Here is a 20,056-nt window from a genome sequence, read left to right as displayed (position 1 = left end):
AATCCCATCGGGGTAGTTCTGCCCCAATTAATTGCCGTTTCGTGTCTATTTTTCCAGCGGAAAATACCGTCCCTGCGTCTTTTTCGCGCGGCCGCCGCGCACGCAGAACGGTAGCGCCTCATCAACGACTCGCCCGGCACGCAACCCCTCCGCCAGGGAATCGATGAGATCGAGCATCAGCTCGCGGTCAGGAGCCTCCTCCGCCAGCTCGCGGAGCAGGGCCAGCTTGACTTCCCGGTCATCGTCAGTCTCGGCAGGTGCTTTGGCGATCACCGCGTTCAGGTCAGCGAATTCATCGGCGAGCGCCGACGGCACCGACGCCGCGCGCTCGATGCGGCGGACGACGTCGAGCCGACGGCGCCACAGCCGGGAAAGGGAACCAAGCATGAGAGCAAAATAGGCGCCTACTGTGCGCCGCGGCAACACGCCATCGTATGGTGGTGTAAAAGTTGAGCAGATGGTAGCAAATCGCTAACCATAATCGGATTTCTAAACCGAAATATTCCGCTCGATCACTGCTTCCAGCGCCTTCATCAGGTACCGGCGGCCATCCTTGGTCAAGCATACTATAGTATGTCGCTGGTTCAATGGGTTTCGCTCGGCGACCAAGAGTTTCTGCGACGCCCAACGCCGCACCATGCGCGAGACGACGTAACGGGACACGCCGGTGCGCTGGTAGAGGTCCGCAGTGGTCAGGGGCTCCCCTGCCAGATCGGCACGGGCAATCGCCAGCCACAGGGCTCTGATCGCCGGGTCGCGCATTCCGACGGCGTCGGCCCACGTGTCGAAGGCCTCGATCTCAGATACTGCCTGCAGGTACTGTTCCGGGTCGTATGGTCCCGACCAGCCCGCAGGACCGGGCAGATCGGCAGTCATGCTGCCGATCTGGTCAGTCTTCCTCCCTCGGTGCGCGCTTCCTGCTGGTTCCGGCCGGCCGGCCTGGTCGGCGCTGGTGCGGCCGCCCCTCCTCGTCCACCAGCGTCTGCAGCTTCACGTCCAGCTCGTCCATGATGCCTACCGGCATCAGGCGGCGGTCGCCGCGGTATATCCAGTCCAGCGACAGGCCCCACCGCACGCACAGCGGCTCCAACTTTTCGGCATCGGGCAGGGCCCGGCCGTACTGGATCGTGGTGTAGCGGGACTGCGAGGTGCCCATCACCTCGGCCATTTCAGTCACGGTCAAGCCGGCATACAGGCGCAATGCCTCTATTCGCTGACCGACCAAGAGGTACGGCCTGCCCGGGGTGTTCGAGCGGATTGCCATGGCCGCGATTATGGCGGCTCCGTCCAAGCAGGTATTTGCCCTTGTACGGTGTTTAGTCCTATGTTGCTTAATTGCCGTGCCAGGACTATTAATGACAGTCGCGGGTTGAACAGGCGGGTCAGACAGATCGTGCAAGTCCACATCATCGCTCCCGGCGACCGGGTGATGCAGCTGCAGGAGCTCCACGACCGCTACATCGTTGGCGAACCGCTGGACCTGCTCGCCAAAGAGGTCGGGCGCGGCCGCACGTCGATCCTGAAGCTCTTCCGCGCCTACGGCCTGCCCGTACGTCCCCGTGGCAAACCGAAGCGCCGGGAGCCGTGATCCATGGCCAATCCGCTGCCTGCTACCCATCACCGCCTTCTCCATGCTGTCCGACCGGACCTGCACGCTACATGCCATAGCAAGCGTCCCCTGCCTGCTACGGGCAGACCCCAATGGGAACACACCGGGGTATGCATAATGCAGTGCATCCGGCACAGCATCGCGAAATGCGAGGCCGCTACGCTAAGCGGGGCGGGCGGCCATGCATAGCGTCGAAACTGATACCGTTCATGGAGTCGGGCCCCGGGTGCGGCTGTTCCTGCGTGCCCGGTTCCGCGGGCCGCGGGCCAAGAATGTCGCCGCCGCCTTCGGGATCTCGGTCCCGCTGGCTTACAGGCTGCTGCAGGGCTACGCCCCCCGCATGTGGCTGTTCGAGGAGATGGTGGCCCAGTTCGGCAGCGACTTCCTGCGCGCCGTCTTCGCCGAGGCCTTCGCAGCCGAGGATGCCCGGCTGCAGCAGCTCGAGGACGAGGTGCGGTCGCTGCGGACCCAGCTCAGCGCCGCCCGGACTCCGAGCGGCTTCGGTGAAGAGGGGGCGGCCGCGCCGGCGATCAGCACCAGGATGAGCGCGTTGGTGGCCAGCCTGGTGGCCACCATTCCGTGTTCAGTGCGGGCGGGAGAGCCGGCATGATGACGGGGGCACAAGAGTACGCAGGCCCACCGGCCCTACTGCGCTCGGATCACATTCACCAGGCCGAAGGCGACGGCAACGATGCCGGCGTTCACCGCCAGCACGGTTCCGATGATCTGAATCAGCGTCGGAAGCTGGGAAACCCGGCCTTCCAGGGCCGCGAGCCGCTCGCCCTGGCGTCGCTGCTCGGCACGAACTTCCTTCAGGTCGGCCCGGACGTCGTTCAGGTCGCCCTGCAGAACCGTCAGCGCCGGCTCAAGCCGTCGGAGAATGTCCAACGCCTCATCGGCTCGGCCGGGCTGGCGCGGGGATGGGGCGTTCATGAACTTTCCCTCCGGCGTAAATGCATCTCGAGCGTACATTATGTGGGGTCGGACCGGCACTGTTTCCTGTGCGCCGATCGTCCAGTGGTCCGCTCAGTGGGGGTTGCACCAGTTCTGCAGGTTCCCGATGATACGTTCGCCGTGCGTCCTCTGCTCCGGGGACATGTTTCCAGAAACCATTTCGAAAACCTTCCGCAATCCACCTCGCGGCACGATTCCGTTGACCTCCAGGTAGGACCCCAAGAACAGAAGGAAGTGGGACAGCGTGACGGATTCGTAAGCCAACTGCACCATGCTGTCGGTTCGCTTGCTGGTGGTTTCGCTAACCAAATTGACGATGTTCATTGCCTTCGCCATCTCGGTGAGAACCTCGGTCTGGCGGTTCATCAGGTCAGTGTGGACGGCCGTTATGCGATTGTCCAAACGCTCAAGCTCCGCGGTCAGCCCTTCCAGCGTGCCCGGCGCCGGCGGGGGAAACACCTCTGGCATTGGTTGGCGCTGCGCCGCAGGGATCGCGCGACTGGGCGCAGGCTTGTGCTCGATCAGCACCTTCACGCGCACCCGGAGATCGGCAAGCTCCTCGCGGAGATCGAGAACCTGTCGTTCGAGTTCCGCGACCGCCGGATCCGGTCTCTTTCCAAACATCTGGTTTGCCTCCATGGGTTGACTGGCCTCGACCATGGTAGGCAAGGCGCGAGCGGGAGTCGATCCCGCTCGCGCTCTAATTGCATAGCGCCGTATGCAAAATGTGCTGGTTCTGATATTTTTCCGGGCAGCTGCTTGACCAGTCCCAGGGGTTTCGCCATCCTTTGCGGTGGAGCGTCGAAACTCCGTTCAGGCGGCTGGCCGCCCGCGCATTTCGCGATGCGGCTTTTTTCGTGCCCGGATTCTGTCCGGAACGGTCTCCCTATGGCGGGAGGGCGGGTAATAAGGCTTCGGCCGAATAACCGCGCCTGCCCTGAACAGGTTCGAACCTCCCGCCGCCAGGGTGGGTCGTCGAAGCCTTTCCTTGCGGCGTCCTGTAATGCCGTTCAGGGGGCTTCTTTCATGACCCAAGACACCAGAGATCTGTCCGCGTTTTCGCCAGCGGACATCAACACCACAGTCAACCATGAGCCGCGAATCAGCCACCTGCGGCTGGCTGAAATCCTCGGCTACTCCGTACCCTGGAAACTGGCGCAGTTGATCGCGCGCCACCTTCCAGCGCTTGAGCGTTTCGGGGCGGTTTCTACCACCGTGGTAGAAACCGGAAAACGCGGCGGTCGGAAGGGGAAGATCCTCTGGCTGAACAAGCGCCAGGCCATCTACATCACGACCAAGTCGGAAACGGACCGGGCGACCGACATCACCATCGCGGTGGTCGAGGTGTTCGACGCGGCGGCGGCCGGCCGCGCTCCCGGCCTGTCGGAGATCGAGGCCGACGTCGTCGGCCACCTGCGGCGGATGACGCCGGCGCAGCGCGAGCGGCTGCGGCTGCTGGCGGCCGCCGGCGACCTGAAGACCGCCCGGTCGCCCAACGCGCCCGGCGCCGCCGCCCTGCCACGCCCGGAGCCGGAACCCTTCTTCTGCACCGGCTGCGCCGCGCGGGCCGAATGGCAGGCCGATCCCGGCCTGCGCGACCGGGCGGCCGCCCGCGCCCCGACCCAGGCGACCTATGCGGACATCCGGGCGTTCCCGCTGCTGTCCGGCCCGCTCACCCGCACGGAGATGGACATGCTGGCGGCCCACCGTCTGGCGCTGCGGGATTCGATGCTGCGCCAGGGCCAGGACGCCTTGAACGCCGTCGCCTCGGCGATCGGCACGTTGATCGGCCAACAGGTGATTGGCGAGCTGCGGCGAGAACCGCGGAAGGACCAGAGGAAAGGGGGCGACGATGCTTGATGCCTACGACCGCGCGGATGCCATGTGGCTGCGCTTACGAGGCGCCTGCCGGATCGCCCCCGCGTCCAAGGCCTGGGCCTACCCCGACCGCTGGCTGCGCCGGGTGCTCGGCCTCGATCCGCAACGGATGACGCCGGCGGACGGCGAGTGCGCGTGCATCGCCATGGAGCGCGACCTGCGCGCCATCCAGGCCGCCAATCGGCGGGCAGCACCGGGGGCGCCATGACAGCGGACGCGCGCAAGGGCTTTCGCGCGGCCGTCGGCCGGTTCCGTCTCGCCCTGTTGCTCGCACCAGGGCTGACGGACCGCGACCGGCGCATCGGGCTGGTGATGCTGGAGCAGGTCAACCGGCAGGTCTGGTCGACCTCCGAAACCCTCGTCACCTGGATCGGGGTGGACACCCTGGCGGCGGCGCTGGGCGAGTGCAAGCGCAACATCCAACGGGCCAGGGCGGCGTTGCGCAGCGCCGGCGTGCTGGTGGCTTGCCACGCCGGCGGCCGCGGCCCCGGGGACACCGCCCAGCTCGCCTTCGATCCGGGCTGGCTGGCCAGCACGGAAGCGCATATGCGCGCCCACGGCCTGCTCGCCCGCCTGGGCTATGGCGCCGAGCCGCAGGAGGATGACAGCGTTGTCGCCCTTCATCGTCCTGTCACCCTTGGCGCCAACGATAAGGGTGACTCGCTCCAGGGGCAGGGTGACACCAGCGTCACCCATCCGGCCGCAGATCCGGCGCAGGCGGCCGGAAAGGATGACGGTTCTGTCGCCCTTTCCGCCGCGGCGGCCGGCCATCCTGTGGATAACGCCGCCGTGCCCGCCGCGACAGGGCAGGAAAGGGTGACACATCAGGCCGAGAAGGGTGACAGATCGCATCGATTTAGGGTGACAGGCGTGTCACCCGAACCCTGTATTAACCCTGGAATCAACCCAGCGCCCGCGCGCGCGAGACGGCCGGCGCGCTGCGGCGGTCCACCACCCGATCAGAAATCGCTCATGCTGCCGATTCCCGGCGGTCGCCAGATCGGCGAGACCGTCGCCGCAGCGCGGCAGGTCGCCGACGGCAAGGCGGAGCAGCGGCTGGACGCCCTGCTGGACCGGGCTGCGCAGCTCCTCGGCTCCCGGGGGAACGGTGCGCTTGCGGTATCGACCCTGCAATCGACCGACCCGGCGCTGTACCAGGGGCTTCTCCGCGGGCAAGCCGTACCGGATCAGGACCTCCAGCAGGCGCTCCAGCGCTCGCTGGACGCCTTCCAGGGCGCTGGGAGGGTTGCAGCGCCCACCTCGCTGCCCCCCGCGCTCAGCGAGGCTCAGGTGGCGGCCGTGGTGGCGCGTGTCGTGGCCGCGATGACCCCGGGCATCGTCCAGACGACGCTGGACGCCCTTCGTGCGCAGCAGGGGGTCGCCGCTTAGGATCATAGTCCGCAAATCGGATGGATTACCCCCGCCTGCTGTGATAATACTCCCAATTTGAGGCGCCCCAGCGTCGCGGATTGGGGGTCACCATGGGTAGCACGCCGACGGACACCGCGATCAGAGACGCAGACGAGGCCTCGCGCGTCCTGGCGGAGATCGGCGAGATCAATCGAGGCCTCGCCCGGATCACGACCGAGCTGGTCGGCGGCATCACTGCGCTGCGCACCGCTGCGGATACCCGTGCCGCGCCTCTGGCTGCGCGAAAAGAGCGGCTGTCCAGCCAGCTGGAGCAATGGGCACGGGCGGAACGGGCGCGGTTGGGCCCGACGATCATCCTGCCGGCGGGCCGGCTGGAGTGGCGAACCGTTCCGATGATCGGGCGGATTAATGATCATGGCGCAGTATTTACACATTCAAAGTCACCGTCCGCAAAACCCACAGCGAAAAACATTATCTGCAAGACAATTGCGGACGCCCGTGAGGTGTTCGTGATCGCGCCATCATGATTTTTTAGCACATAGGACGGCAAATTACCTTTCGGGTGCGACGTACTCTTCTTCCGGGGTAACGATGTATGAACGAGCGGCGATAAGGGCCATGCGGCCGGCGGATGCGTTCCGCGCGATCCAGCAGTTGCGCGCCCGCCTGCGATCGGACGCGGGTCTGGACGCGGAGGACTGTGACAGCCACCTCGCACTGCTCGAGGCGCAGCTCGTGCGCGGCCAGGTGATCGACGCGGCCGACGTGATGGCGATCGCGCAGCAGGCGCTGATCGAGCAGCGCAACGACCCCGCCCTGGTCAATCCCGAGCTGCTGCCGGCCCTGATCGCCGGCCTGTCCGTCGTGACCGGCGCCCTGCCGCTGCCGGCACTCTGACATGGCCAGCAGGAAGGACAGGAAGGCCCGCAACCGGGCCGCCCGGCGCGCTACGAAGCAGCTCTCGGCGGCCCAGCTGCGCGACCGCGCGGCGCGGTCGATGCTGGCACAGGCGGAGTCGCTGAGGACGTCCTTCTGGATCAGCAACACCACCCACCTGCCGCAGCCCAACATCCTGACGGAGCGCCGCCACGTGACCTATCCCATGCCGATCGACGGCGGCGCCGGCGCCCGCAGCGCCACCTGCTGGCAACTGGCCACCGTCGCCGAGGCCGTGGAGCCGTGGCGGCCGGCGCCGGGCGATCCGGCGCTGGAAGGCCCGTGGAGCGGTTCCGGCGGGTGGACCGCTGACCTGGTGCGGGAATGGCTGGCAGAGGCCATGGAGACGCTGCGGACGTGCCCCAGCGACCATCCCGGGGGGTGGAGGTCCTCCATGCCCGACGTGGTCCGGCAGGCCGCCCTCGCCTACGGCTGGGACGCACCCCGGATCCGGCTGGTTCCGTCGCCGGCCGCGCTCGGCCGGCTCGACATCGTGCTGCAGTGGCTGTTCCTGCTCGACGACGTCGACCAGCGGAAGGCCGTGGTCGGGGTGGCCATGGGGCTGTCGTTGCGCCGGATCGCCCGGACGATCGGACGGTCACACACGCATGTGGCGACCCTGGAGCGGCGCGCGGTCGAAGACCTGGTGGCAATCCTGAACGGGGAGGCGGTGGAAGGGTGACGATCCTGTCACCCTTCCACGCTGCTCATTTCCTGAGGTTAGGGTCGGCCGGGTTCACGGGCGGCGTCGGCGTCGGCTTCGTGTCAGCCTTCGGCGCCGGGGTCGCGCGGTCTCCGGCACCACCCTCTCCCTTCGGCGGGGCGATGATCTTCTCTTTTCCGGGCGAGTTCCGGTCGTTGACTTCCTCGGGCATTGGTTCCTCCAGCTCCACCGCAGGGGCGTGGTGTCCGATCGTTCCACCCTCCGGCATTGGCACCCTGCGCCTTGCCGCAGCGGGAATGAAGAGTGACAAAGGTGTCACTCTGGAAGGGTGACCAGCACCGATGCATCCGACACGCTAAAGAGTGACAGTCCTGTCACCCTTATGGTAGGCGCATGAAGGGCATGGGTGCCCGCCGGTTACGGAAGCGATACCGGAGAACGGTATCATCGGAAACGCGGTTGGCCCGGGGCCCGCATGCTCGTACGATCATGGGGGGACGAATGAACAATGCGACCGCTGGTGTATTCATCCTAGCATTCATCGCTTTCGCCGCAGTCATGTCTTTTATTCAGTGGGTATCAGGTTCCATAGGCATCGGGTTCTCCACAGCCGCGAACATCATCATCAGGGCCTTGATGGCGATGATCGTCGTATCTGCATTCTCCCGCTTCGCGCTGGGCGCATGGATACCTGACGACGCCCGTCGGATCGGTGCGTGGCTGGCAGCCATCGCCGGGGGAAGCTGGGTTGCTCTCTGGCCAGCCTTGACCGAAAGGGGGTACCAGGCCGCCCATATCCCCACATCGCTTGTCGGGACGTCACTCGCCGACCACTGGCTCGACCAATTGCCCTGGTATGCCACCGGGCTCGGCCAGTGGGGTGTCGCCGGTCTGCTGATCGCCCTGGCGTGCTTCCTCGCATTCCGTGACGCCTGACGGCCCGATTGCAGGCGGTGGTGTGGTGGCTGATCATGAAGGGATGCCGCATCACGAGACGTTGCAATGTTGCAGCGTATCAACATTGCAACGTTTTAACGTCATCCCATCTTGATCGCCGCCTACGCCACGCATTCGCGGCGATTGGCCGCGCAAAGGCCGTCAATTTGGTATTGAAACGTTTTAATGTTGATACGCTTCGACGTTTCGGCGCTTTGATGTTGACATTAAAACGTTTCAGCGTTCAGATTTCCCAATCTCGAAACATTTCAGCGTTTCAAGGTTGGGTGACATGGTCCGAAAGAAGATGTCTGGCGCAGCGCTGCTCGCCGAACTCGGCGAAGGCGCGCTCGACCGCTCCGCCCCGATCGCCGCCCCCAGCGGGCCGGCGCCTGTTCCTGCTTCAACGAGCCGGGTCGGTAGGCGCAGCAAGGTCGGTACGACCTTCGTTCCTCTGACAGTGCGGGTATCTGCCGAGCAGGACGCCGCGTTGAAGCGGGCTGCCTTCGAACTGATGGCTTCTCGTGGTCCGGGGGCGAACATCACGCCACAGGATGTCATTCGGATCCTGATCGACCGGGCCATCGCGGATCCCGACTTTCCAGCTTCCCTGATCCAAGAGGTTCCGCTGTGAGCCGTACCGTCGTTTTCGCCGGCGATAAGGGTGGTTCCGGCAAGACCACCACAAGCCACGCTCTGTGCCATGGCCTGGGGATGCACGGTGTCCGCTCGATCCACGTTACGACCGACCCGCGCCGCCTCGTGCTGCCGGCCGACTCCCGCCGCTATGCGACTGTCGACGGACGGGAGGTCCGGCAACTCGCTCGCGTGATCGACCAGCTGGCGAACCGCGACGACGTCGTACTGGTGATCGACGGCGGCGGCGGCCGCCCCGAAGTGGACGCCGTGTTGAGCAAGGTTGCCGATCTGACGGTGATCCCGTTCCTGCACTCGGCCGAGGATCTCCGTGTAGCGGTAGCCGATCTGCAGCGGCTATCCCACGCCTACGGCCTGCCGAACCGCTGGCCAACCCAGACCTGGGCAAAGGCCGCGGCCGAGAAGGAGCTAACAAAGGCCATGGGGGACCTTGGGTCAAGGTTGATGTCACCCCTTCCAGAGATCAACGGTCTGATCACGCTGGTGTCCGAAGAGGGGGCGAACGCTCGTATCAATGGGCAGTGCAAGGCGTTCGCGCTGCGCATTCTCGAGCGCATGGGGCTGAACCTGTTCAGCTTCCGTGCCCCTGCAGCATGACGTTAAAACGTTGGAACGCTGAAACATCGCAACGCCGCAATATCTCAGCGTTCCAACGTCGTTACTAGTCGACGATGGTGCGAGTCGGCGCGTGTGGGGTTAGGACACACACAGGGTCCGCAGTTATCCCGTGGGGTTAGGACACGAAAGCGTGGGGTTGGGTCACGACGACTCGGCGGCGACTCGGGTTATCCCGTGGGGTAAGGTCACGAAGCAACTAGAATAGATAACAACTAGTCTCAAGTAGTTCCGTGACCTAACCCCACACTTGACGCCACGCCCAGAACATCATCAACTGGCAAGCCATGGCTGAGATACACAAGCTCATCGTCCAGAACGGCAAGCAAGCGGCCCTTTCGCTTGCCAGCGAGGACATCGTCAACATCGCGGCCGGCGTGCTCGGCGATGAACGCGGTGATCTGGGCTATACCTATTCGGGCCTGTGCCTCACCGCGCTGCCCCATCGCAAGATTCCAGACGACCAGCTGTGGGAGCGGCAGGGGCATCGGGTAAAGCTGGTGGTCGAGCCCGGCCGCCTGCAGGTCGGCAATCAACTGCGGCTGTACGGCGTACCCTACGGCGCTCGTGCCCGCATGATCCTGATCTACCTGATCACCCAGGCGGTGCGGACGGATAGCAGGGAGATCGCGCTGGGCCGATCCATGCGGGCTTGGCTCGAAGCCATGGGCGTCACCGTCGGAGGCGAAACCGCGAAAGCATTTCGCGAACAGTCGATGAGGATCGCCGCTTGCAGCATGCGGTTCTTCTGGGAGACTGAGAAGGGCGCCAACGGCTTTGAAAAGGGCGGCATCGTGCGCCGCGGCCTCCTCTTTGGCGATTCCATCGACATTGGCCCCCAGCCCCGGCTTTTCGACGACACGGTGGTGTTGGACGAGGTGTTCTTCCGCGCTGCGAAGGAGCATCCAGTGCCGTTGCTCGAAACGGCAGTGCGGCACCTGCGCGATCGCTCCATGTCGCTCGACATCTACGTGTGGCTCGCTTATCGGCTCCACGTGCTCGACCGTCCGACGCCGGTCACCTGGACGGCGCTCCACAGCCAGTTTGGCGGTGGGTTCAAGGAGGCCCGGTTCTTCCGGCGCCCCTTCCTGGAGGCCCTGGAAGCCGCCACTGCCGCCTACCCGGACGCTCGGGTGGAACTGGCCGATGATGGATCCGGCCTGATCCTCCACCCCAGTCGGCCACCCGTTGGAAAGCTCCTCGGGGCGTGACCTAACCCCACACTCTGCGTTCAGGGCGCCATTGCCCATGCCGGGCAACATGGCGCTTTACACTTCTAGGATTATTTGCCAATATTGATAGGACGATGCACCTATAGCGCCCGCCCGGCCTCTGCCGCGGCGGGCGTTGCCGTTCCAGGCTGCGAACCGCAGCCGGAACGAGGTATCGCCCACCGTATGGCCCGTCGCGGCCGTCGTGGCCGCGCAACTCAGCAGGTGATTGAATGGAGGTCACTACCCGGGCCGTCCGCCCGGTCTCGCCTGTCGCCGGCTACATCGGCGGCAAGCGCAATCTCGCGCGCCGGCTCGTGCCGCTGCTGTCATCGATCCCCCACCGCTGCTATGCGGAGCCGTTCGTCGGCATGGGCGGCATCTTCCTGCGGCGCGACCAGGCGCCGCCGGCCGAGGTGATCAACGACTGGTCGACCGACGTCGCGACGCTGTTCCGCATCCTTCAGCGGCACTACGAAGCCTTCATGGGCGAGCTGAAGTACAAGCTGACCAGCCGGGCCGAGTTTCACCGGCTGATGGACAGCGACCCGGACACGCTGACCGACCTGGAGCGGGCCGCCCGGTTCCTCTACCTGCAGCGCACCAGCTACGGCGGCAAGGTCGCCGGCCGCACCTTCGGCGTCGATCCGGGAGGTGGGGCCCGCTTCGACGTCACCAAGCTGGGTGCCGTCCTCGAGGCGGTGCATGAGCGGCTCGCCGGCGTCGTGATCGAACGGCTGCCCTACGCGGAGTTCATCAGGCGCTACGATCGGCCGGACACGCTGTTCTACCTCGATCCGCCATACTGGGGCTGCGAGGCCGACTACGGCCGCGGGTTGTTCGATCGCGCTGACTTTGCAACGCTGGCTGATCTGCTCGCTGCACTGCAGGGGCGCTTCGTTCTGAGCATCAACGACAGGCCCGAAGTGAGGGAGCTGTTCTCGGGCTTCGCCATGGCGGCCGTGCCGACGACCTATACGGTCGGCGGTGGTGCCGGCAAGACGGTCGGCGAGCTCGTCATCACCAACCACCCGGCCTGTCTGGAGCTGCTGGCCGCCGGCTGATCCCGGCGATCGGCGGCAGGGGGGCGCCATGGCTGACACCGACCTCGTTGTAGCCCAGCCGACGGCGCCCGCCCTGCCTCTCACCCGCGTCCAGGAGCGCATCCTGGACGCCTTCCTGGCCGGCCGGTCGGCACGGACCCAAGCCGCCTACCAGCGCGACCTGGCCGACTTCGCGGCCTTCGTCGGCGTCGCCGATGCCGAGGAGGCCGCCCGCCGCCTGCTGGCCACACCGCAGGGTGACGCCAATGGGATCGCCCTGGCCTATCGTGCGCACATGCTCGAGCGCTCGCTCGCGCCCGCGACCGTAAACCGGCGCCTGTCGGCGCTGCGCAGCCTCGTGCAGCTCGGCAACGCGCTGGGCCTGGTGGGGTGGAAGCTGGAAGTGCCGAACGTCGGGGCGGAGCTCTACCGTGATACGCGGGGCCCGGGGCGGGAGACGGTCAAGGCCATGGCCGCGGCCGCGGCCGGCCATGGCGGGCTGAAGGGGTTGCGCGACGCGGCGATCGTCCGGCTGCTGCATGACCTCGGCCTGCGGCGCGGCGAGGTGGTGGCGCTCGACATCGAGGACCTCGATCCCAGCGCCGGCACGCTTGCCGTGCTGGGCAAGGGCCGCCGGCAGAAGGAGCTGGTGACGGTGCCGGCGCCGACGCTGGCGGTGGTGCTGGAGTGGGTGCGGCGCCGCGGCGATGGGCCGGGGCCGCTCTTCCGCTCGCTCGACCCCGCTGGCAAGGGCTCCGGCCGGCTGACCGGCACGGCCGTCTATCAGATCGTGCGCGCGCTGGGCGCCGAGGTCGGGGTGCGTACCCGACCTCACGGGCTCCGGCATACCGCCATCACGACGGTGCTGGACCGCAGCGGCGGCAACATCCGGGCGGCGCAGAAGTTCTCCCGGCACAAGGACGTGCGCGTCCTCGAGCGGTACGACGATGCCCGGGAGGATCTGGCCGGCCAGATGGCCGAGATGATCGCCGGCGACGACGAATGAGGTGTCCTCATGGTCTCGGCGCCAGGTGATGCTGCAATCGGTTCATTGGTCTGGCGACCGGCGTTCCGCAGCCGAAACGACGTGGCGTACCTCGTCACCCGGTCGTGGCGGGCCGACGCCAAGAAGGCGGACATCGGTACGCTGAAGGCCGCCAAGGGCTGCTGCGCACCAGAGGTCCTCGACGCCGCGGCCGCCGACGTGTCGGTGGTCGCTCGGACGCTGGGCGGGGCGTTGCCCGGGTGGACTGTGACAACTGTGCCCTGTGGCCATAGCCGTCGGCCGGACTGCTTTGCCAAGCAGCTCGCGCAGCGCGTCGCTGCCCAGCTGGAGCTACCCTTCCTGCAGGTGTGGGCCGACCGGTTCGTGGCGGGTGTCAGCCACCCGAAGGAGTTCGCCAAGTTGCCGCCGCTGGAATGGCAGGCGGACCCGCCTGGGCCGATGCTGCTGGTCGACGATGTGGCCACCAGCGGGTGGCACATCGAGGAGGGGCTCAACGCGCTGCGAGGTCGTGGTGTGGCCGCGCTTGGCTTGGTCTGGATCGGCGGGGAGATCGCGGGCGACCGCGGCGACAGACCGGCGCCGGTCCGGCAGACGCCAGGGCCATCCAGCTCGTTCCGCTGGTGGCTGCCGGGGTCGTGATCAGCGCCAGCGAACCAGGCCGCGCCGCCACATGACCAGGACGTACTTCATCCACTGCCAGGGTGTCGGCATCTCGCGCCCTTGCGCTTGATTGCACCTGGTGTGCGCGATGACGTGGTTGAGTGCCGTTCTGCTCGGCCCCCCGCGGCCGATCGGGATGAAGTGATGCAGACTGGGCGCCATTGGGTGCGGCTGGCGCAGGTCGAAGTCCAGCTTCCGGCCGCACAGGAAGCAGCGTCCGCGCTGGTGTTTGGCGATCGACCGGCGCCTGCGAGCGCCTTTGCCTTCGGTCGGTGCGTCGGTCATGTCGACGGAATGCACCAACAACCGAGCCCGATCAATCGGTGGAACTGCGTACGCGCCGGCGTTGGCTGGCGGTCAAGTTTGCGAAAATCGGCATTATCATAAACTCGGAATGGTGCGCACCATGGCCCAGGACGCTGCCCAGAAGGCCCCGCAGATGGCTGATTCCAACGATCAGCCTGCGTACTACGAGGACGCGAAGGGGCGCATGATCCCGGCGCGCCTGGTGAAGGCGGCCGACCTGCTCGAGGATGACCTGGTGCGTCGCCTGATCGACCGGGCGGAATCCATCAGCGGAATGCTGCGCAGCTTCAAGGGCAGCGTGTTCGAGGACGTCGGCGCCTTCCTGGCGATCCTGTCCGATCAGTATGGCGCGTCGCGGGGCGGCCGGAAGGGGAACATCACCTTCACGTCCTATGACGGAAAGCTGAAGGTCCAAGTCGCCGTTGCGGACCACCTGACTTTCGGGCCGGAACTGCAAGTCGCCAAGTCGTTGATCGATGAATGCATCGGCGATTGGTCCCAGGACGCCAATGCGAATATCCGTGTTCTTGTCGACCACGCCTTTCGCGTCGACAAGGAAGGTCAGGTATCGCGCGAAAGCATCTTCGCCTTGCGCCGTGTCTCCATTGACGATCCCCGTTGGGCGCGGGCGATGGAAGCGATCGCCGACAGCATCAGGATCGCTGGCACCAAGACCTACGTCCGGTTCTACCGCCGGGACAGCCAGGAATCCCCGTGGCGATCGATTACGCTCGATCTCGCGAACGCCTGATCTCTGGCCATGCAGCGCATTATTCGTAAACAGGAGGCCGCCATGTTCGCACTCGTCCAGGTCCTCATCACGATCGGGCTGTTCGTCGCTTGGCTGGTGGTCTGCCGAGCCCTGGTGGCCGCCTGGCGCGAGCTCCGGTGCGCTGGTGCGCACGGTGCGCACCGGCCGGGTGCCCCGCGTTATTCGTAAACTCGGGCAGGGCGCATTACTCCGCCGCAGCGTTGAACGCTGCAGCGACCGCCGCATGGTCATGCAGGATCGCCGTCAGGTAGGACGCCGATGCTTCGGGAGGAGACGCCCGGCCCTGCTCCCAATCCCGCTGGCAGGTCAGCGGAATGCCGAAGCGCTCGCAGAACGCGGCCTGCGTCAGGCCGGTCACCGCACGGGCTCGCTTGGCGAGCGGCATTGGGCGCATCTTGGACAGGGCTTCGTCGGTCATTTCGTCTGCCATGGTGGGGCTCCTGGGTCGGGGGTGAAGAGGCGCTTACCGCGCCTCCCGGTAGTAGAACTCGGCTTCCCGCTTCGTCGCCTTCCGCAGGGAGATGTAGCGGAAGCCGTCTTCCCGGTCGGTGTAGGTCAGGTGGTAGACGACGCCGTTGACCATGCCGAGGACGTTCCAGCGCTCCTCGCCGTAGTTCATCCGGTCATCGAGCATGTGCAGGGCGTTGCCGTCCTGCATGACGCGGTCGCCGAAGGACAGATCGATGCCATCGTCCCGGATGTTCAGGGCGTTCTTGGCGGGATCGAAGGGCATCGGTCGGTTCCTCGTTGGCGATGAAGAGAAACTACCGGATTTCGGTACAGAGGTCAACAAGTAACTACCGAATTTCGGTACTGTTTGGGACGTAACACCATGGCAAATGACACCGGTCGCCGCCTGGGGCTCCTGAAGCCCCGCCTGGGCACCCTCGATGTGCGCACCGTGCGTCCCGCACCCAAGGTGCCCGACCAGCTCCTGGTGTCGTCGCCCTGGCGCCAGCTGGTGGACCGGCTGATCGGCCTGCGCGGCCGGCGCTGCGAGCGGTGCGGGAAGACGCGCGAGGACGACGGCAGCCCGGTGCGGCTGATCGGCGACCACATCCACGAGCGCCGGGACGGCGGGGCCGACCTCGACCCGGCCAACGTGCAGCTGCTGTGCGCCGCCGCGGGCGGCAACGGCACGCCGCATCCCGACGGCAAGGTCGGCGGGTGTCACGGCCGCAAGACGGCCGAGGCCCGCCGTCGGCGGTTCGGGGGGCTTAGGTGGACGGTGGGTGACGCAACCGGACGCCCGGTCCACCACCGTTGGAGTAGATGAACTGGACGCCGCCCTCCTCAAGGGCTCGGACAACCTTATCGACGTTTCCTGCTTGGCTGCGCTCAACGCCAAGCTTCTCCATGCGTTGGATGGTCGGGAGTGAGACCCCCGACCGCTCTGCCAAGTCGCGCTGCTCCCAGTCGAGAAACAGACGGGCTGCCTTGATCTGCTTTGCCGTTATCATGTTTCAAACATCGCTAGTGATGTGTGGGACTTGACTGCTGAAATGGCACGCGTTATGTCTGAAACATAACGTATGCATGTTGGCACGGCAAGGAGAGTGGGCCGATGTCTCGTCACCCGGCTGACACACGCCTCATAGAAGCCTGGGATCGCTACCGTACAGTGGTCCTCGCACAGGCTGCCCTACCCAGTGGCGTATCCGCTGGCCGGCGTCGGTCGGTTGACCGGCTCCTGCTCAACGCTGACCATCGGCTGGCAACCCTGCCGGCCAACACGTTGCAGGGTGTCGCCATCAAGCTGCGCTACTGCGTGGCGGCGCTGGACGGCGGTCCGGTGGTTGAGGCGGCGGTGCTGGAGGGCGCTCCGCTGCCCCCGACCAGCCCCGCGACTACCGGCTGCGGGCCTTGTGGCGGCTGATCGGGGACTTGGATCGGATCATCGCCCGTGGCTGACGGGCTGACCGAAGCAGTGGAATGCCCCGTCTGCGGCACCTCGTTCCTTCGGCCGATCGGCCGGCGGGGGCGACCTCGGACCTATTGCAGCGTGCGGTGTCGCTCCGAAGCGGCACCGCCCCGGCCCGTGGTGGCCCGGTACGAACGGGACTGCGCCATCTGCGGCACGGTGTTCCGGACGCCGGACAACGGCACGGTGAGCTGCGGGGTGACCTGCGGCAAGGTGCTGGCGCACTGGGTCAGGTCGGCCGCGGCCCTGGCGGCGCGGACGAGGACATGCGAGCGGTGCGGCGTCACCTTCGTCATGTCCTGCCCCAGTGGGAAAGCCAAGAAGGGGGAGTCGAACGAGGGTAGGTTCTGCTCAAGGGCCTGCTCAGCGGTGTCCCAGCGACGCTACGCCAGCCGGGCAGCGGCCAAGCAGGCATACCATCAGCGTCTTGCGGCCCAACGTGCCGCCCTGCGCGTGCCCAAGCCCTGCGTGGTGTGCGGCAGCCTGATCGCTGGGGGCGGGCACCGGAAGGCTTGCTCTGCGGCTTGCAGACTGGAGATGACGCGCAGCAGGTACCGCCTACAAATGGCTGATCCTCGTCCCTGCCGGGAGTGTCGTACCAACTTCACCCCGGCGTATGGGTACAGACGTCGCTTCTTCTGCTCGTTGGAGTGCAACAAGGCTTGGAACAAGCGGACCAGTAACGGTGTGCGCCGGGCACGCCTTCGTGGGCTACCTGCCGAGACGGTGGACCCGCTACTCGTCTTCGAACGGGATGGCTGGCGCTGTTACCAATGCGGGAGATCGACTCCGAAGCACCTACGTGGGACCACCGATCCTGGTGCGCCAGAGCTTGACCACGTCGTGCCTATAGCCGGCGGAGGTGGGCACACCTACGAGAACACGGCTTGCTGCTGCCGGTCCTGCAACAATGCCAAGGGGGCCAAGGTCTATGCGAGGCTGGAACCGTTCACCCGACCAGATCAGGTACCATTCTGATATGGGTGGGGAGGTTTAGCAACTTTTTGGTGTGTTTGGGGATGCACCGGACGGGGTCTCACGCGCAGAAAATTTTTCTGCCGGGCGATTTGAGGTGCGCACTTTCGGGGCGCGGTGACCGGCCATGGCGAAGCGCAAGGACATAGACTGGGCGGCCATCGAGGCCGATTACCGGGCCGGAAGCTTGTCGATCCGTCGGATCGCCGCCAAGCACGGGGTCTCCGAAGCGGCTGTCCGCAAGCAGGCGGCCGCGGCGAAGTGGGTGCGCACCGACTGCGCACCTGCGCACCAGCCGCGTACCAAGCCGGCACCGGCGTCCGAACCCGAGCAGGAGGTCCTGCCGCCCGAACGGGACGCCCCTCGGCTTCCGCCGCCGGCACTGAACCCGGAGCTGGCGGCCGATCCGGTCGCACTGAGCCGCGACCTGGCGCAGCGCCTGCTGCACGAACTCGACGCCACGACGTCGCAACTCGGCGACGTCGAGGACGCGATCTACGAGGACACGAAGGATGACGCCTCCCCGCGGCGCCGGTCGGCGATGCTCAAGGCCGTCTCCCTGCCGGCCCGGGCGATGACGCTCAAGACGATCGCCCAGACGATCGCCGTCCTGGGTGAGGTCGGCGGCGCCGGCAAGAAGGGCAAGAAAGAGCAGCGGCAGGAGGCCGCGGTTGAGGCCGGCCGCGGCCGCTTCGCTCCGCGGCCGCCGCCCAAGCTGGTGGTGGACAACGGCTGATGGCGGCACCATTCGACGGCGAGCCGGTCTGGTCCACCGCTTGCCCGGACTGGGAGCGGCGCATCCTGGCGCGCGAGAGCCTGATCCCGTTCGCCCCGCTGTTCCCTGACGAAGCCCGTGCCGCCTTGGACGTCTTCGACGCGCTGCGCGTGGTCGACGCCCCGGGCAGTCCGACCATGGCGGAAGCGGCGCGGCCGTGGGTGAAGGACTTCGTCGCGTCGATCTTCGGCGCCTACGACCCGGTCTCCGGCCGTCGGCTGATCAACGAGTTCTTCCTCCTGATCAGCAAAAAGAACGGGAAGTCGACCACTGCGGCCGGCATCATGCTGACCGCGCTGGTACTCAACTGGCGGGAGTCGGCCGAGTTCATCATCCTCGCGCCGACCATCGAAATCGCGAAGAACAGCTTCGATCCGGTGCGCGACATGATCCGCAAGGATCCGGAGCTGTCCGACCTGCTGCTGGTGCAGGAGCATACCCGCACGGTCACGCACCGCTTGACCAATGCGACGCTGAAGGTGGTCGCGGCGGACAACGACACGGTCGGCGGAAAGAAGGCCGTCGGCATCCTGGTGGACGAGCTCTGGATCTTCGGCAAGCGAGACGGGGCGGAGAACATGCTGCGCGAGGCCACCGGCGGCCTGGCCAGCCGGCCGGAAGGGTTCGTCATCTACCTGACGACCCAGTCGGACGAGCCGCCGCGCGGGGTATTCCGCAGCAAGCTGCTCTATGCCCGCGGCGTGCGCGATGGCCGCATCGAGGACCCAAAGTTCTTGCCGGTGCTGTACGAGTTCCCGGCCGAGATGCTGAAGGCGGAGAAGCACAAGGATCCGGCCTACTTCTACGTCACCAATCCCAACCTCGGGACCTCGGTGGACGAAGAGTTCCTGCTGCGCGGGTTTCAGCAGGCGCAGGAGGATGGCGAGGAGTCGGTTCGGGGCTTCCTGGCCAAGCACCTGAACATCGAGATCGGCCTGGCGCTGCGGTCGGACCGCTGGGCCGGCGCAGACTACTGGTTGCGGTCCCAGAACGTCGACCGCCGGCTGTCGGTGCTGCGCCTGCTGCTTGAGCGCTGCGATGTGGTCACCTGCGGCGCCGACGGCGGCGGCGCCGACGATCTGTTCGGCTTCGCCGCCATCGGCCGCGAAAAGGTGACCCGCCGCTGGCTTGCCTGGGCGCATGCCTGGGCGCACCCGGTGGCCCTCGCGCGACGCAAGGCCAACGCGACCTGGTACGAGGGATTCGTCAAGGACCAGGACCTGACGGTCATCACCGACTACCCGCAGGACATCGACGGGGTGGTGGCCCTGGTGGAAAAGATCAAGCAGGAGGGCCTGTTCGGCGGCATCGGTCTCGACGTGCTGGGCATTGGCGCGCTGGTCGATGCGCTCGCCGACATCGAGGTGACGGAGGAGAACGGCCTCGTTCACGGCATCCCGCAGGGCTACAAGCTCTCCGGGACGATCAAGACGGTGGAGCGCAAGCTGATCGACGGCTCGTTCGTTCACGCCGGCCAGGGCCTGCTGAACTGGGCGGTGGCCAACGCGAAGGTCGAGCCGACCCGCAACGCCTTCCTGATCACCAAGCAGGCCTCCGGTGTCGCCAAGATTGATCCGCTGATGGCCCTGCTCGACGCCGCCGTGCTGATGGAGCGCAACCCGCGGGCCACGCGCTCGGTCTACGAAGACCGAGGCCTGCGCCGTTTCTGAGGACACCACCATGCTGAAGCTTCTACAGTGCGCCGCGGCCGCGGCGGGCGTGATCCTGCTCGACCTGGCCGGCCTCGCCGGTGGCGCCTCGATCGCC

The 20,056-nt window shown here is 66.4% G+C and carries 33 protein-coding genes; 22 read left to right on the top strand and 11 right to left on the bottom strand.

Features of this window, described 5'->3' with window-relative positions:
- Positions 1–45 precede the first annotated feature (45 nt).
- The 3 genes from DEW08_RS30390 to DEW08_RS31485 all read right to left on the bottom strand — a co-directional run bounded on the left by DEW08_RS30390 (position 46) and on the right by DEW08_RS31485 (position 1,264).
- Complete coding sequence (locus DEW08_RS30390; RefSeq protein WP_109334531.1) at positions 46–387, bottom strand: hypothetical protein; 342 nt, start codon at positions 385–387, stop codon at positions 46–48.
- 102 nt (positions 388–489) lie between these two features.
- Complete coding sequence (locus DEW08_RS30385) at positions 490–876, bottom strand: MarR family transcriptional regulator (protein ID WP_109334529.1); 387 nt, start codon at positions 874–876, stop codon at positions 490–492.
- Positions 877–889: 13 nt separating this feature from the next.
- Entirely contained in the window at positions 890–1,264 is a 375-nt protein-coding gene (locus DEW08_RS31485) for a helix-turn-helix domain-containing protein (RefSeq protein WP_281262087.1), read from the bottom strand.
- 129 nt (positions 1,265–1,393) lie between these two features.
- On the opposite strand from DEW08_RS31485, the gene DEW08_RS31480 reads away from it, so the two are divergent.
- Positions 1,394–1,588, top strand: a complete 195-nt coding sequence (locus DEW08_RS31480; RefSeq protein WP_168220586.1) for a hypothetical protein — start codon at positions 1,394–1,396, stop codon at positions 1,586–1,588.
- Between the two features lie 247 nt (positions 1,589–1,835).
- Complete coding sequence (locus DEW08_RS30375; RefSeq protein WP_109334525.1) at positions 1,836–2,219, top strand: hypothetical protein; 384 nt, start codon at positions 1,836–1,838, stop codon at positions 2,217–2,219.
- Between the two features lie 35 nt (positions 2,220–2,254).
- Here the strand turns inward: DEW08_RS30375 and DEW08_RS30370 are convergent, their stop codons facing one another.
- Both DEW08_RS30370 and DEW08_RS30365 read right to left on the bottom strand, forming a co-directional pair.
- A complete protein-coding gene (locus DEW08_RS30370; RefSeq protein WP_146214804.1) occupies positions 2,255–2,542 on the bottom strand; it encodes a hypothetical protein in 288 nt (95 codons plus the stop codon).
- Positions 2,543–2,635: 93 nt separating this feature from the next.
- Positions 2,636–3,202: a hypothetical protein gene (locus DEW08_RS30365; protein ID WP_146214803.1), complete on the bottom strand. Its 567-nt coding sequence runs from the start codon at positions 3,200–3,202 to the stop codon at positions 2,636–2,638.
- A gap of 387 nt (positions 3,203–3,589) precedes the next feature.
- Here DEW08_RS30365 and DEW08_RS30360 point away from each other — a divergent pair, with 387 nt between their 5' ends.
- From DEW08_RS30360 to DEW08_RS30335, 6 genes are all read left to right on the top strand, one after another.
- Complete coding sequence (locus DEW08_RS30360) at positions 3,590–4,423, top strand: hypothetical protein (protein ID WP_146214802.1); 834 nt, start codon at positions 3,590–3,592, stop codon at positions 4,421–4,423.
- Positions 4,416–4,649, top strand: coding sequence for a hypothetical protein (locus DEW08_RS30355; protein WP_109334517.1), 234 nt, complete (start codon positions 4,416–4,418; stop codon positions 4,647–4,649). The genes DEW08_RS30360 and DEW08_RS30355 overlap by 8 nt, the downstream gene beginning before the upstream one ends.
- Complete coding sequence (locus DEW08_RS30350) at positions 4,646–5,830, top strand: hypothetical protein (protein WP_109334515.1); 1,185 nt, start codon at positions 4,646–4,648, stop codon at positions 5,828–5,830. The genes DEW08_RS30355 and DEW08_RS30350 overlap by 4 nt, the downstream gene beginning before the upstream one ends.
- A gap of 92 nt (positions 5,831–5,922) precedes the next feature.
- Positions 5,923–6,339: a host-nuclease inhibitor Gam family protein gene (locus tag DEW08_RS30345; protein WP_109334513.1), complete on the top strand. Its 417-nt coding sequence runs from the start codon at positions 5,923–5,925 to the stop codon at positions 6,337–6,339.
- A 91-nt stretch (positions 6,340–6,430) separates the two neighbouring features.
- A complete protein-coding gene (locus DEW08_RS30340; protein ID WP_109334511.1) occupies positions 6,431–6,709 on the top strand; it encodes a hypothetical protein in 279 nt (92 codons plus the stop codon).
- A gap of 1 nt (position 6,710) precedes the next feature.
- Positions 6,711–7,430, top strand: a complete 720-nt coding sequence (locus tag DEW08_RS30335) for a DUF6362 family protein (RefSeq protein WP_109334509.1) — start codon at positions 6,711–6,713, stop codon at positions 7,428–7,430.
- Positions 7,431–7,455: 25 nt separating this feature from the next.
- Here DEW08_RS30335 and DEW08_RS31475 read toward each other — a convergent pair whose 3' ends face one another.
- Complete coding sequence (locus tag DEW08_RS31475; protein ID WP_168220585.1) at positions 7,456–7,623, bottom strand: hypothetical protein; 168 nt, start codon at positions 7,621–7,623, stop codon at positions 7,456–7,458.
- A 290-nt stretch (positions 7,624–7,913) separates the two neighbouring features.
- Between DEW08_RS31475 and DEW08_RS30330 the strand changes: the two genes are divergently transcribed.
- From DEW08_RS30330 to DEW08_RS30305, 7 genes are all read left to right on the top strand, one after another.
- Positions 7,914–8,348 (top strand): hypothetical protein, encoded by a 435-nt coding sequence (locus DEW08_RS30330; protein WP_109334507.1) that lies wholly within the window; start codon positions 7,914–7,916, stop codon positions 8,346–8,348.
- A 292-nt stretch (positions 8,349–8,640) separates the two neighbouring features.
- Complete coding sequence (locus DEW08_RS31470) at positions 8,641–8,982, top strand: hypothetical protein (RefSeq protein WP_168220584.1); 342 nt, start codon at positions 8,641–8,643, stop codon at positions 8,980–8,982.
- A complete protein-coding gene (locus DEW08_RS30325; RefSeq protein ID WP_168220583.1) occupies positions 8,979–9,602 on the top strand; it encodes a nucleotide-binding protein in 624 nt (207 codons plus the stop codon). The genes DEW08_RS31470 and DEW08_RS30325 overlap by 4 nt, the downstream gene beginning before the upstream one ends.
- Positions 9,603–9,907: 305 nt before the next feature.
- On the top strand, positions 9,908–10,831 hold the full coding sequence (locus DEW08_RS30320; protein WP_109334503.1) for a replication protein RepA: 924 nt from the start codon (positions 9,908–9,910) through the stop codon (positions 10,829–10,831).
- Between the two features lie 233 nt (positions 10,832–11,064).
- A complete protein-coding gene (locus DEW08_RS30315; RefSeq protein WP_109334501.1) occupies positions 11,065–11,895 on the top strand; it encodes a DNA adenine methylase in 831 nt (276 codons plus the stop codon).
- Between the two features lie 28 nt (positions 11,896–11,923).
- Positions 11,924–12,880, top strand: a complete 957-nt coding sequence (locus DEW08_RS30310; protein WP_109334498.1) for a tyrosine-type recombinase/integrase — start codon at positions 11,924–11,926, stop codon at positions 12,878–12,880.
- A gap of 81 nt (positions 12,881–12,961) precedes the next feature.
- Positions 12,962–13,519, top strand: a complete 558-nt coding sequence (locus DEW08_RS30305; RefSeq protein ID WP_109334496.1) for a phosphoribosyltransferase — start codon at positions 12,962–12,964, stop codon at positions 13,517–13,519.
- On the opposite strand, the gene DEW08_RS30300 is transcribed toward DEW08_RS30305, so the two are convergent.
- Positions 13,520–13,825, bottom strand: coding sequence for an HNH endonuclease (locus DEW08_RS30300; RefSeq protein ID WP_146214801.1), 306 nt, complete (start codon positions 13,823–13,825; stop codon positions 13,520–13,522).
- Positions 13,826–13,946: 121 nt separating this feature from the next.
- On the opposite strand from DEW08_RS30300, the gene DEW08_RS30295 reads away from it, so the two are divergent.
- Together DEW08_RS30295 and DEW08_RS31465 are read left to right on the top strand one after the other, a co-directional pair.
- A complete protein-coding gene (locus DEW08_RS30295) occupies positions 13,947–14,597 on the top strand; it encodes a DUF3164 family protein (protein ID WP_245987100.1) in 651 nt (216 codons plus the stop codon).
- A gap of 42 nt (positions 14,598–14,639) precedes the next feature.
- On the top strand, positions 14,640–14,786 hold the full coding sequence (locus tag DEW08_RS31465; RefSeq protein ID WP_168220582.1) for a hypothetical protein: 147 nt from the start codon (positions 14,640–14,642) through the stop codon (positions 14,784–14,786).
- Between the two features lie 16 nt (positions 14,787–14,802).
- Here DEW08_RS31465 and DEW08_RS30285 read toward each other — a convergent pair whose 3' ends face one another.
- Positions 14,803–15,048 carry a helix-turn-helix domain-containing protein gene (locus DEW08_RS30285; RefSeq protein WP_109334490.1) on the bottom strand — a complete coding sequence of 82 codons (246 nt, stop codon included), beginning with the start codon at positions 15,046–15,048 and terminating at the stop codon, positions 14,803–14,805.
- A gap of 33 nt (positions 15,049–15,081) precedes the next feature.
- On the bottom strand, positions 15,082–15,351 hold the full coding sequence (locus DEW08_RS30280) for a BrnT family toxin (RefSeq protein ID WP_109334488.1): 270 nt from the start codon (positions 15,349–15,351) through the stop codon (positions 15,082–15,084).
- A gap of 168 nt (positions 15,352–15,519) precedes the next feature.
- On the opposite strand from DEW08_RS30280, the gene DEW08_RS30275 reads away from it, so the two are divergent.
- Positions 15,520–15,894, top strand: a complete 375-nt coding sequence (locus DEW08_RS30275; protein WP_245987103.1) for an HNH endonuclease — start codon at positions 15,520–15,522, stop codon at positions 15,892–15,894.
- On the opposite strand, the gene DEW08_RS33030 is transcribed toward DEW08_RS30275, so the two are convergent.
- On the bottom strand, positions 15,836–16,078 hold the full coding sequence (locus DEW08_RS33030; protein WP_109334484.1) for a helix-turn-helix domain-containing protein: 243 nt from the start codon (positions 16,076–16,078) through the stop codon (positions 15,836–15,838). The two genes, DEW08_RS30275 and DEW08_RS33030, sit on opposite strands and share 59 nt — an antisense overlap.
- A 275-nt stretch (positions 16,079–16,353) precedes the next feature.
- Between DEW08_RS33030 and DEW08_RS31460 the strand changes: the two genes are divergently transcribed.
- Positions 16,354–16,494, top strand: a complete 141-nt coding sequence (locus DEW08_RS31460) for a hypothetical protein (protein ID WP_168220581.1) — start codon at positions 16,354–16,356, stop codon at positions 16,492–16,494.
- Positions 16,495–16,610: 116 nt separating this feature from the next.
- Here the strand turns inward: DEW08_RS31460 and DEW08_RS30265 are convergent, their stop codons facing one another.
- Positions 16,611–16,835 carry a hypothetical protein gene (locus tag DEW08_RS30265; protein WP_109334482.1) on the bottom strand — a complete coding sequence of 75 codons (225 nt, stop codon included), beginning with the start codon at positions 16,833–16,835 and terminating at the stop codon, positions 16,611–16,613.
- Here DEW08_RS30265 and DEW08_RS33935 point away from each other — a divergent pair.
- From DEW08_RS33935 to DEW08_RS30250, 3 genes are all read left to right on the top strand, one after another.
- The gene (locus DEW08_RS33935; RefSeq protein WP_109334480.1) at positions 16,834–17,517 is read left to right on the top strand and encodes an HNH endonuclease; all 684 of its coding nucleotides are present in this window, start codon (positions 16,834–16,836) and stop codon (positions 17,515–17,517) included. The genes DEW08_RS30265 and DEW08_RS33935 overlap by 2 nt on opposite strands.
- Positions 17,518–17,641: 124 nt before the next feature.
- A complete protein-coding gene (locus tag DEW08_RS30255) occupies positions 17,642–18,250 on the top strand; it encodes a terminase (protein ID WP_109334478.1) in 609 nt (202 codons plus the stop codon).
- Positions 18,250–19,959, top strand: coding sequence for a terminase large subunit (locus DEW08_RS30250; RefSeq protein ID WP_109334476.1), 1,710 nt, complete (start codon positions 18,250–18,252; stop codon positions 19,957–19,959). The genes DEW08_RS30255 and DEW08_RS30250 overlap by 1 nt, the downstream gene beginning before the upstream one ends.
- Positions 19,960–20,056 lie beyond the last annotated feature (97 nt).

This window comes from Azospirillum thermophilum, from assembly GCF_003130795.1.
GTDB lineage: Bacteria > Pseudomonadota > Alphaproteobacteria > Azospirillales > Azospirillaceae > Azospirillum > Azospirillum thermophilum.
Note: the sequence above shows the minus strand (reverse complement) of the source record. Positions and strands in the feature narration are given on the sequence as shown.

What these genes read in the sequence shown, in the direction of transcription:
- DEW08_RS30390 (WP_109334531.1), bottom strand. Translation starts at nt 387, where the DNA reads ATGCTTGGTTCCCTTTCCCGGCTGTGGCGCCGTCGGCTCGACGTCGTC.
- DEW08_RS30385 (WP_109334529.1), bottom strand. Translation starts at nt 876, where the DNA reads ATGACTGCCGATCTGCCCGGTCCTGCGGGCTGGTCGGGACCATACGAC.
- DEW08_RS31485 (WP_281262087.1), bottom strand. Translation starts at nt 1,264, where the DNA reads ATGGCAATCCGCTCGAACACCCCGGGCAGGCCGTACCTCTTGGTCGGT.
- DEW08_RS30370 (WP_146214804.1), bottom strand. Translation starts at nt 2,542, where the DNA reads ATGAACGCCCCATCCCCGCGCCAGCCCGGCCGAGCCGATGAGGCGTTG.
- DEW08_RS30365 (WP_146214803.1), bottom strand. Translation starts at nt 3,202, where the DNA reads ATGGAGGCAAACCAGATGTTTGGAAAGAGACCGGATCCGGCGGTCGCG.
- DEW08_RS30360 (WP_146214802.1), top strand. Translation starts at nt 3,590, where the DNA reads ATGACCCAAGACACCAGAGATCTGTCCGCGTTTTCGCCAGCGGACATC.
- DEW08_RS30355 (WP_109334517.1), top strand. Translation starts at nt 4,416, where the DNA reads ATGCTTGATGCCTACGACCGCGCGGATGCCATGTGGCTGCGCTTACGA.
- DEW08_RS30350 (WP_109334515.1), top strand. Translation starts at nt 4,646, where the DNA reads ATGACAGCGGACGCGCGCAAGGGCTTTCGCGCGGCCGTCGGCCGGTTC.
- DEW08_RS30345 (WP_109334513.1), top strand. Translation starts at nt 5,923, where the DNA reads ATGGGTAGCACGCCGACGGACACCGCGATCAGAGACGCAGACGAGGCC.
- DEW08_RS30340 (WP_109334511.1), top strand. Translation starts at nt 6,431, where the DNA reads ATGCGGCCGGCGGATGCGTTCCGCGCGATCCAGCAGTTGCGCGCCCGC.
- DEW08_RS30335 (WP_109334509.1), top strand. Translation starts at nt 6,711, where the DNA reads ATGGCCAGCAGGAAGGACAGGAAGGCCCGCAACCGGGCCGCCCGGCGC.
- DEW08_RS31475 (WP_168220585.1), bottom strand. Translation starts at nt 7,623, where the DNA reads ATGCCCGAGGAAGTCAACGACCGGAACTCGCCCGGAAAAGAGAAGATC.
- DEW08_RS30330 (WP_109334507.1), top strand. Translation starts at nt 7,914, where the DNA reads ATGAACAATGCGACCGCTGGTGTATTCATCCTAGCATTCATCGCTTTC.
- DEW08_RS31470 (WP_168220584.1), top strand. Translation starts at nt 8,641, where the DNA reads ATGGTCCGAAAGAAGATGTCTGGCGCAGCGCTGCTCGCCGAACTCGGC.
- DEW08_RS30320 (WP_109334503.1), top strand. Translation starts at nt 9,908, where the DNA reads ATGGCTGAGATACACAAGCTCATCGTCCAGAACGGCAAGCAAGCGGCC.
- DEW08_RS30315 (WP_109334501.1), top strand. Translation starts at nt 11,065, where the DNA reads ATGGAGGTCACTACCCGGGCCGTCCGCCCGGTCTCGCCTGTCGCCGGC.
- DEW08_RS30310 (WP_109334498.1), top strand. Translation starts at nt 11,924, where the DNA reads ATGGCTGACACCGACCTCGTTGTAGCCCAGCCGACGGCGCCCGCCCTG.
- DEW08_RS30300 (WP_146214801.1), bottom strand. Translation starts at nt 13,825, where the DNA reads ATGACCGACGCACCGACCGAAGGCAAAGGCGCTCGCAGGCGCCGGTCG.
- DEW08_RS30295 (WP_245987100.1), top strand. Translation starts at nt 13,947, where the DNA reads ATGGCCCAGGACGCTGCCCAGAAGGCCCCGCAGATGGCTGATTCCAAC.
- DEW08_RS31465 (WP_168220582.1), top strand. Translation starts at nt 14,640, where the DNA reads ATGTTCGCACTCGTCCAGGTCCTCATCACGATCGGGCTGTTCGTCGCT.
- DEW08_RS30285 (WP_109334490.1), bottom strand. Translation starts at nt 15,048, where the DNA reads ATGGCAGACGAAATGACCGACGAAGCCCTGTCCAAGATGCGCCCAATG.
- DEW08_RS30280 (WP_109334488.1), bottom strand. Translation starts at nt 15,351, where the DNA reads ATGCCCTTCGATCCCGCCAAGAACGCCCTGAACATCCGGGACGATGGC.
- DEW08_RS33030 (WP_109334484.1), bottom strand. Translation starts at nt 16,078, where the DNA reads ATGATAACGGCAAAGCAGATCAAGGCAGCCCGTCTGTTTCTCGACTGG.
- DEW08_RS33935 (WP_109334480.1), top strand. Translation starts at nt 16,834, where the DNA reads ATGTCCTGCCCCAGTGGGAAAGCCAAGAAGGGGGAGTCGAACGAGGGT.
- DEW08_RS30265 (WP_109334482.1), bottom strand. Translation starts at nt 16,835, where the DNA reads ATGACGAAGGTGACGCCGCACCGCTCGCATGTCCTCGTCCGCGCCGCC.
- DEW08_RS30255 (WP_109334478.1), top strand. Translation starts at nt 17,642, where the DNA reads ATGGCGAAGCGCAAGGACATAGACTGGGCGGCCATCGAGGCCGATTAC.
- DEW08_RS30250 (WP_109334476.1), top strand. Translation starts at nt 18,250, where the DNA reads ATGGCGGCACCATTCGACGGCGAGCCGGTCTGGTCCACCGCTTGCCCG.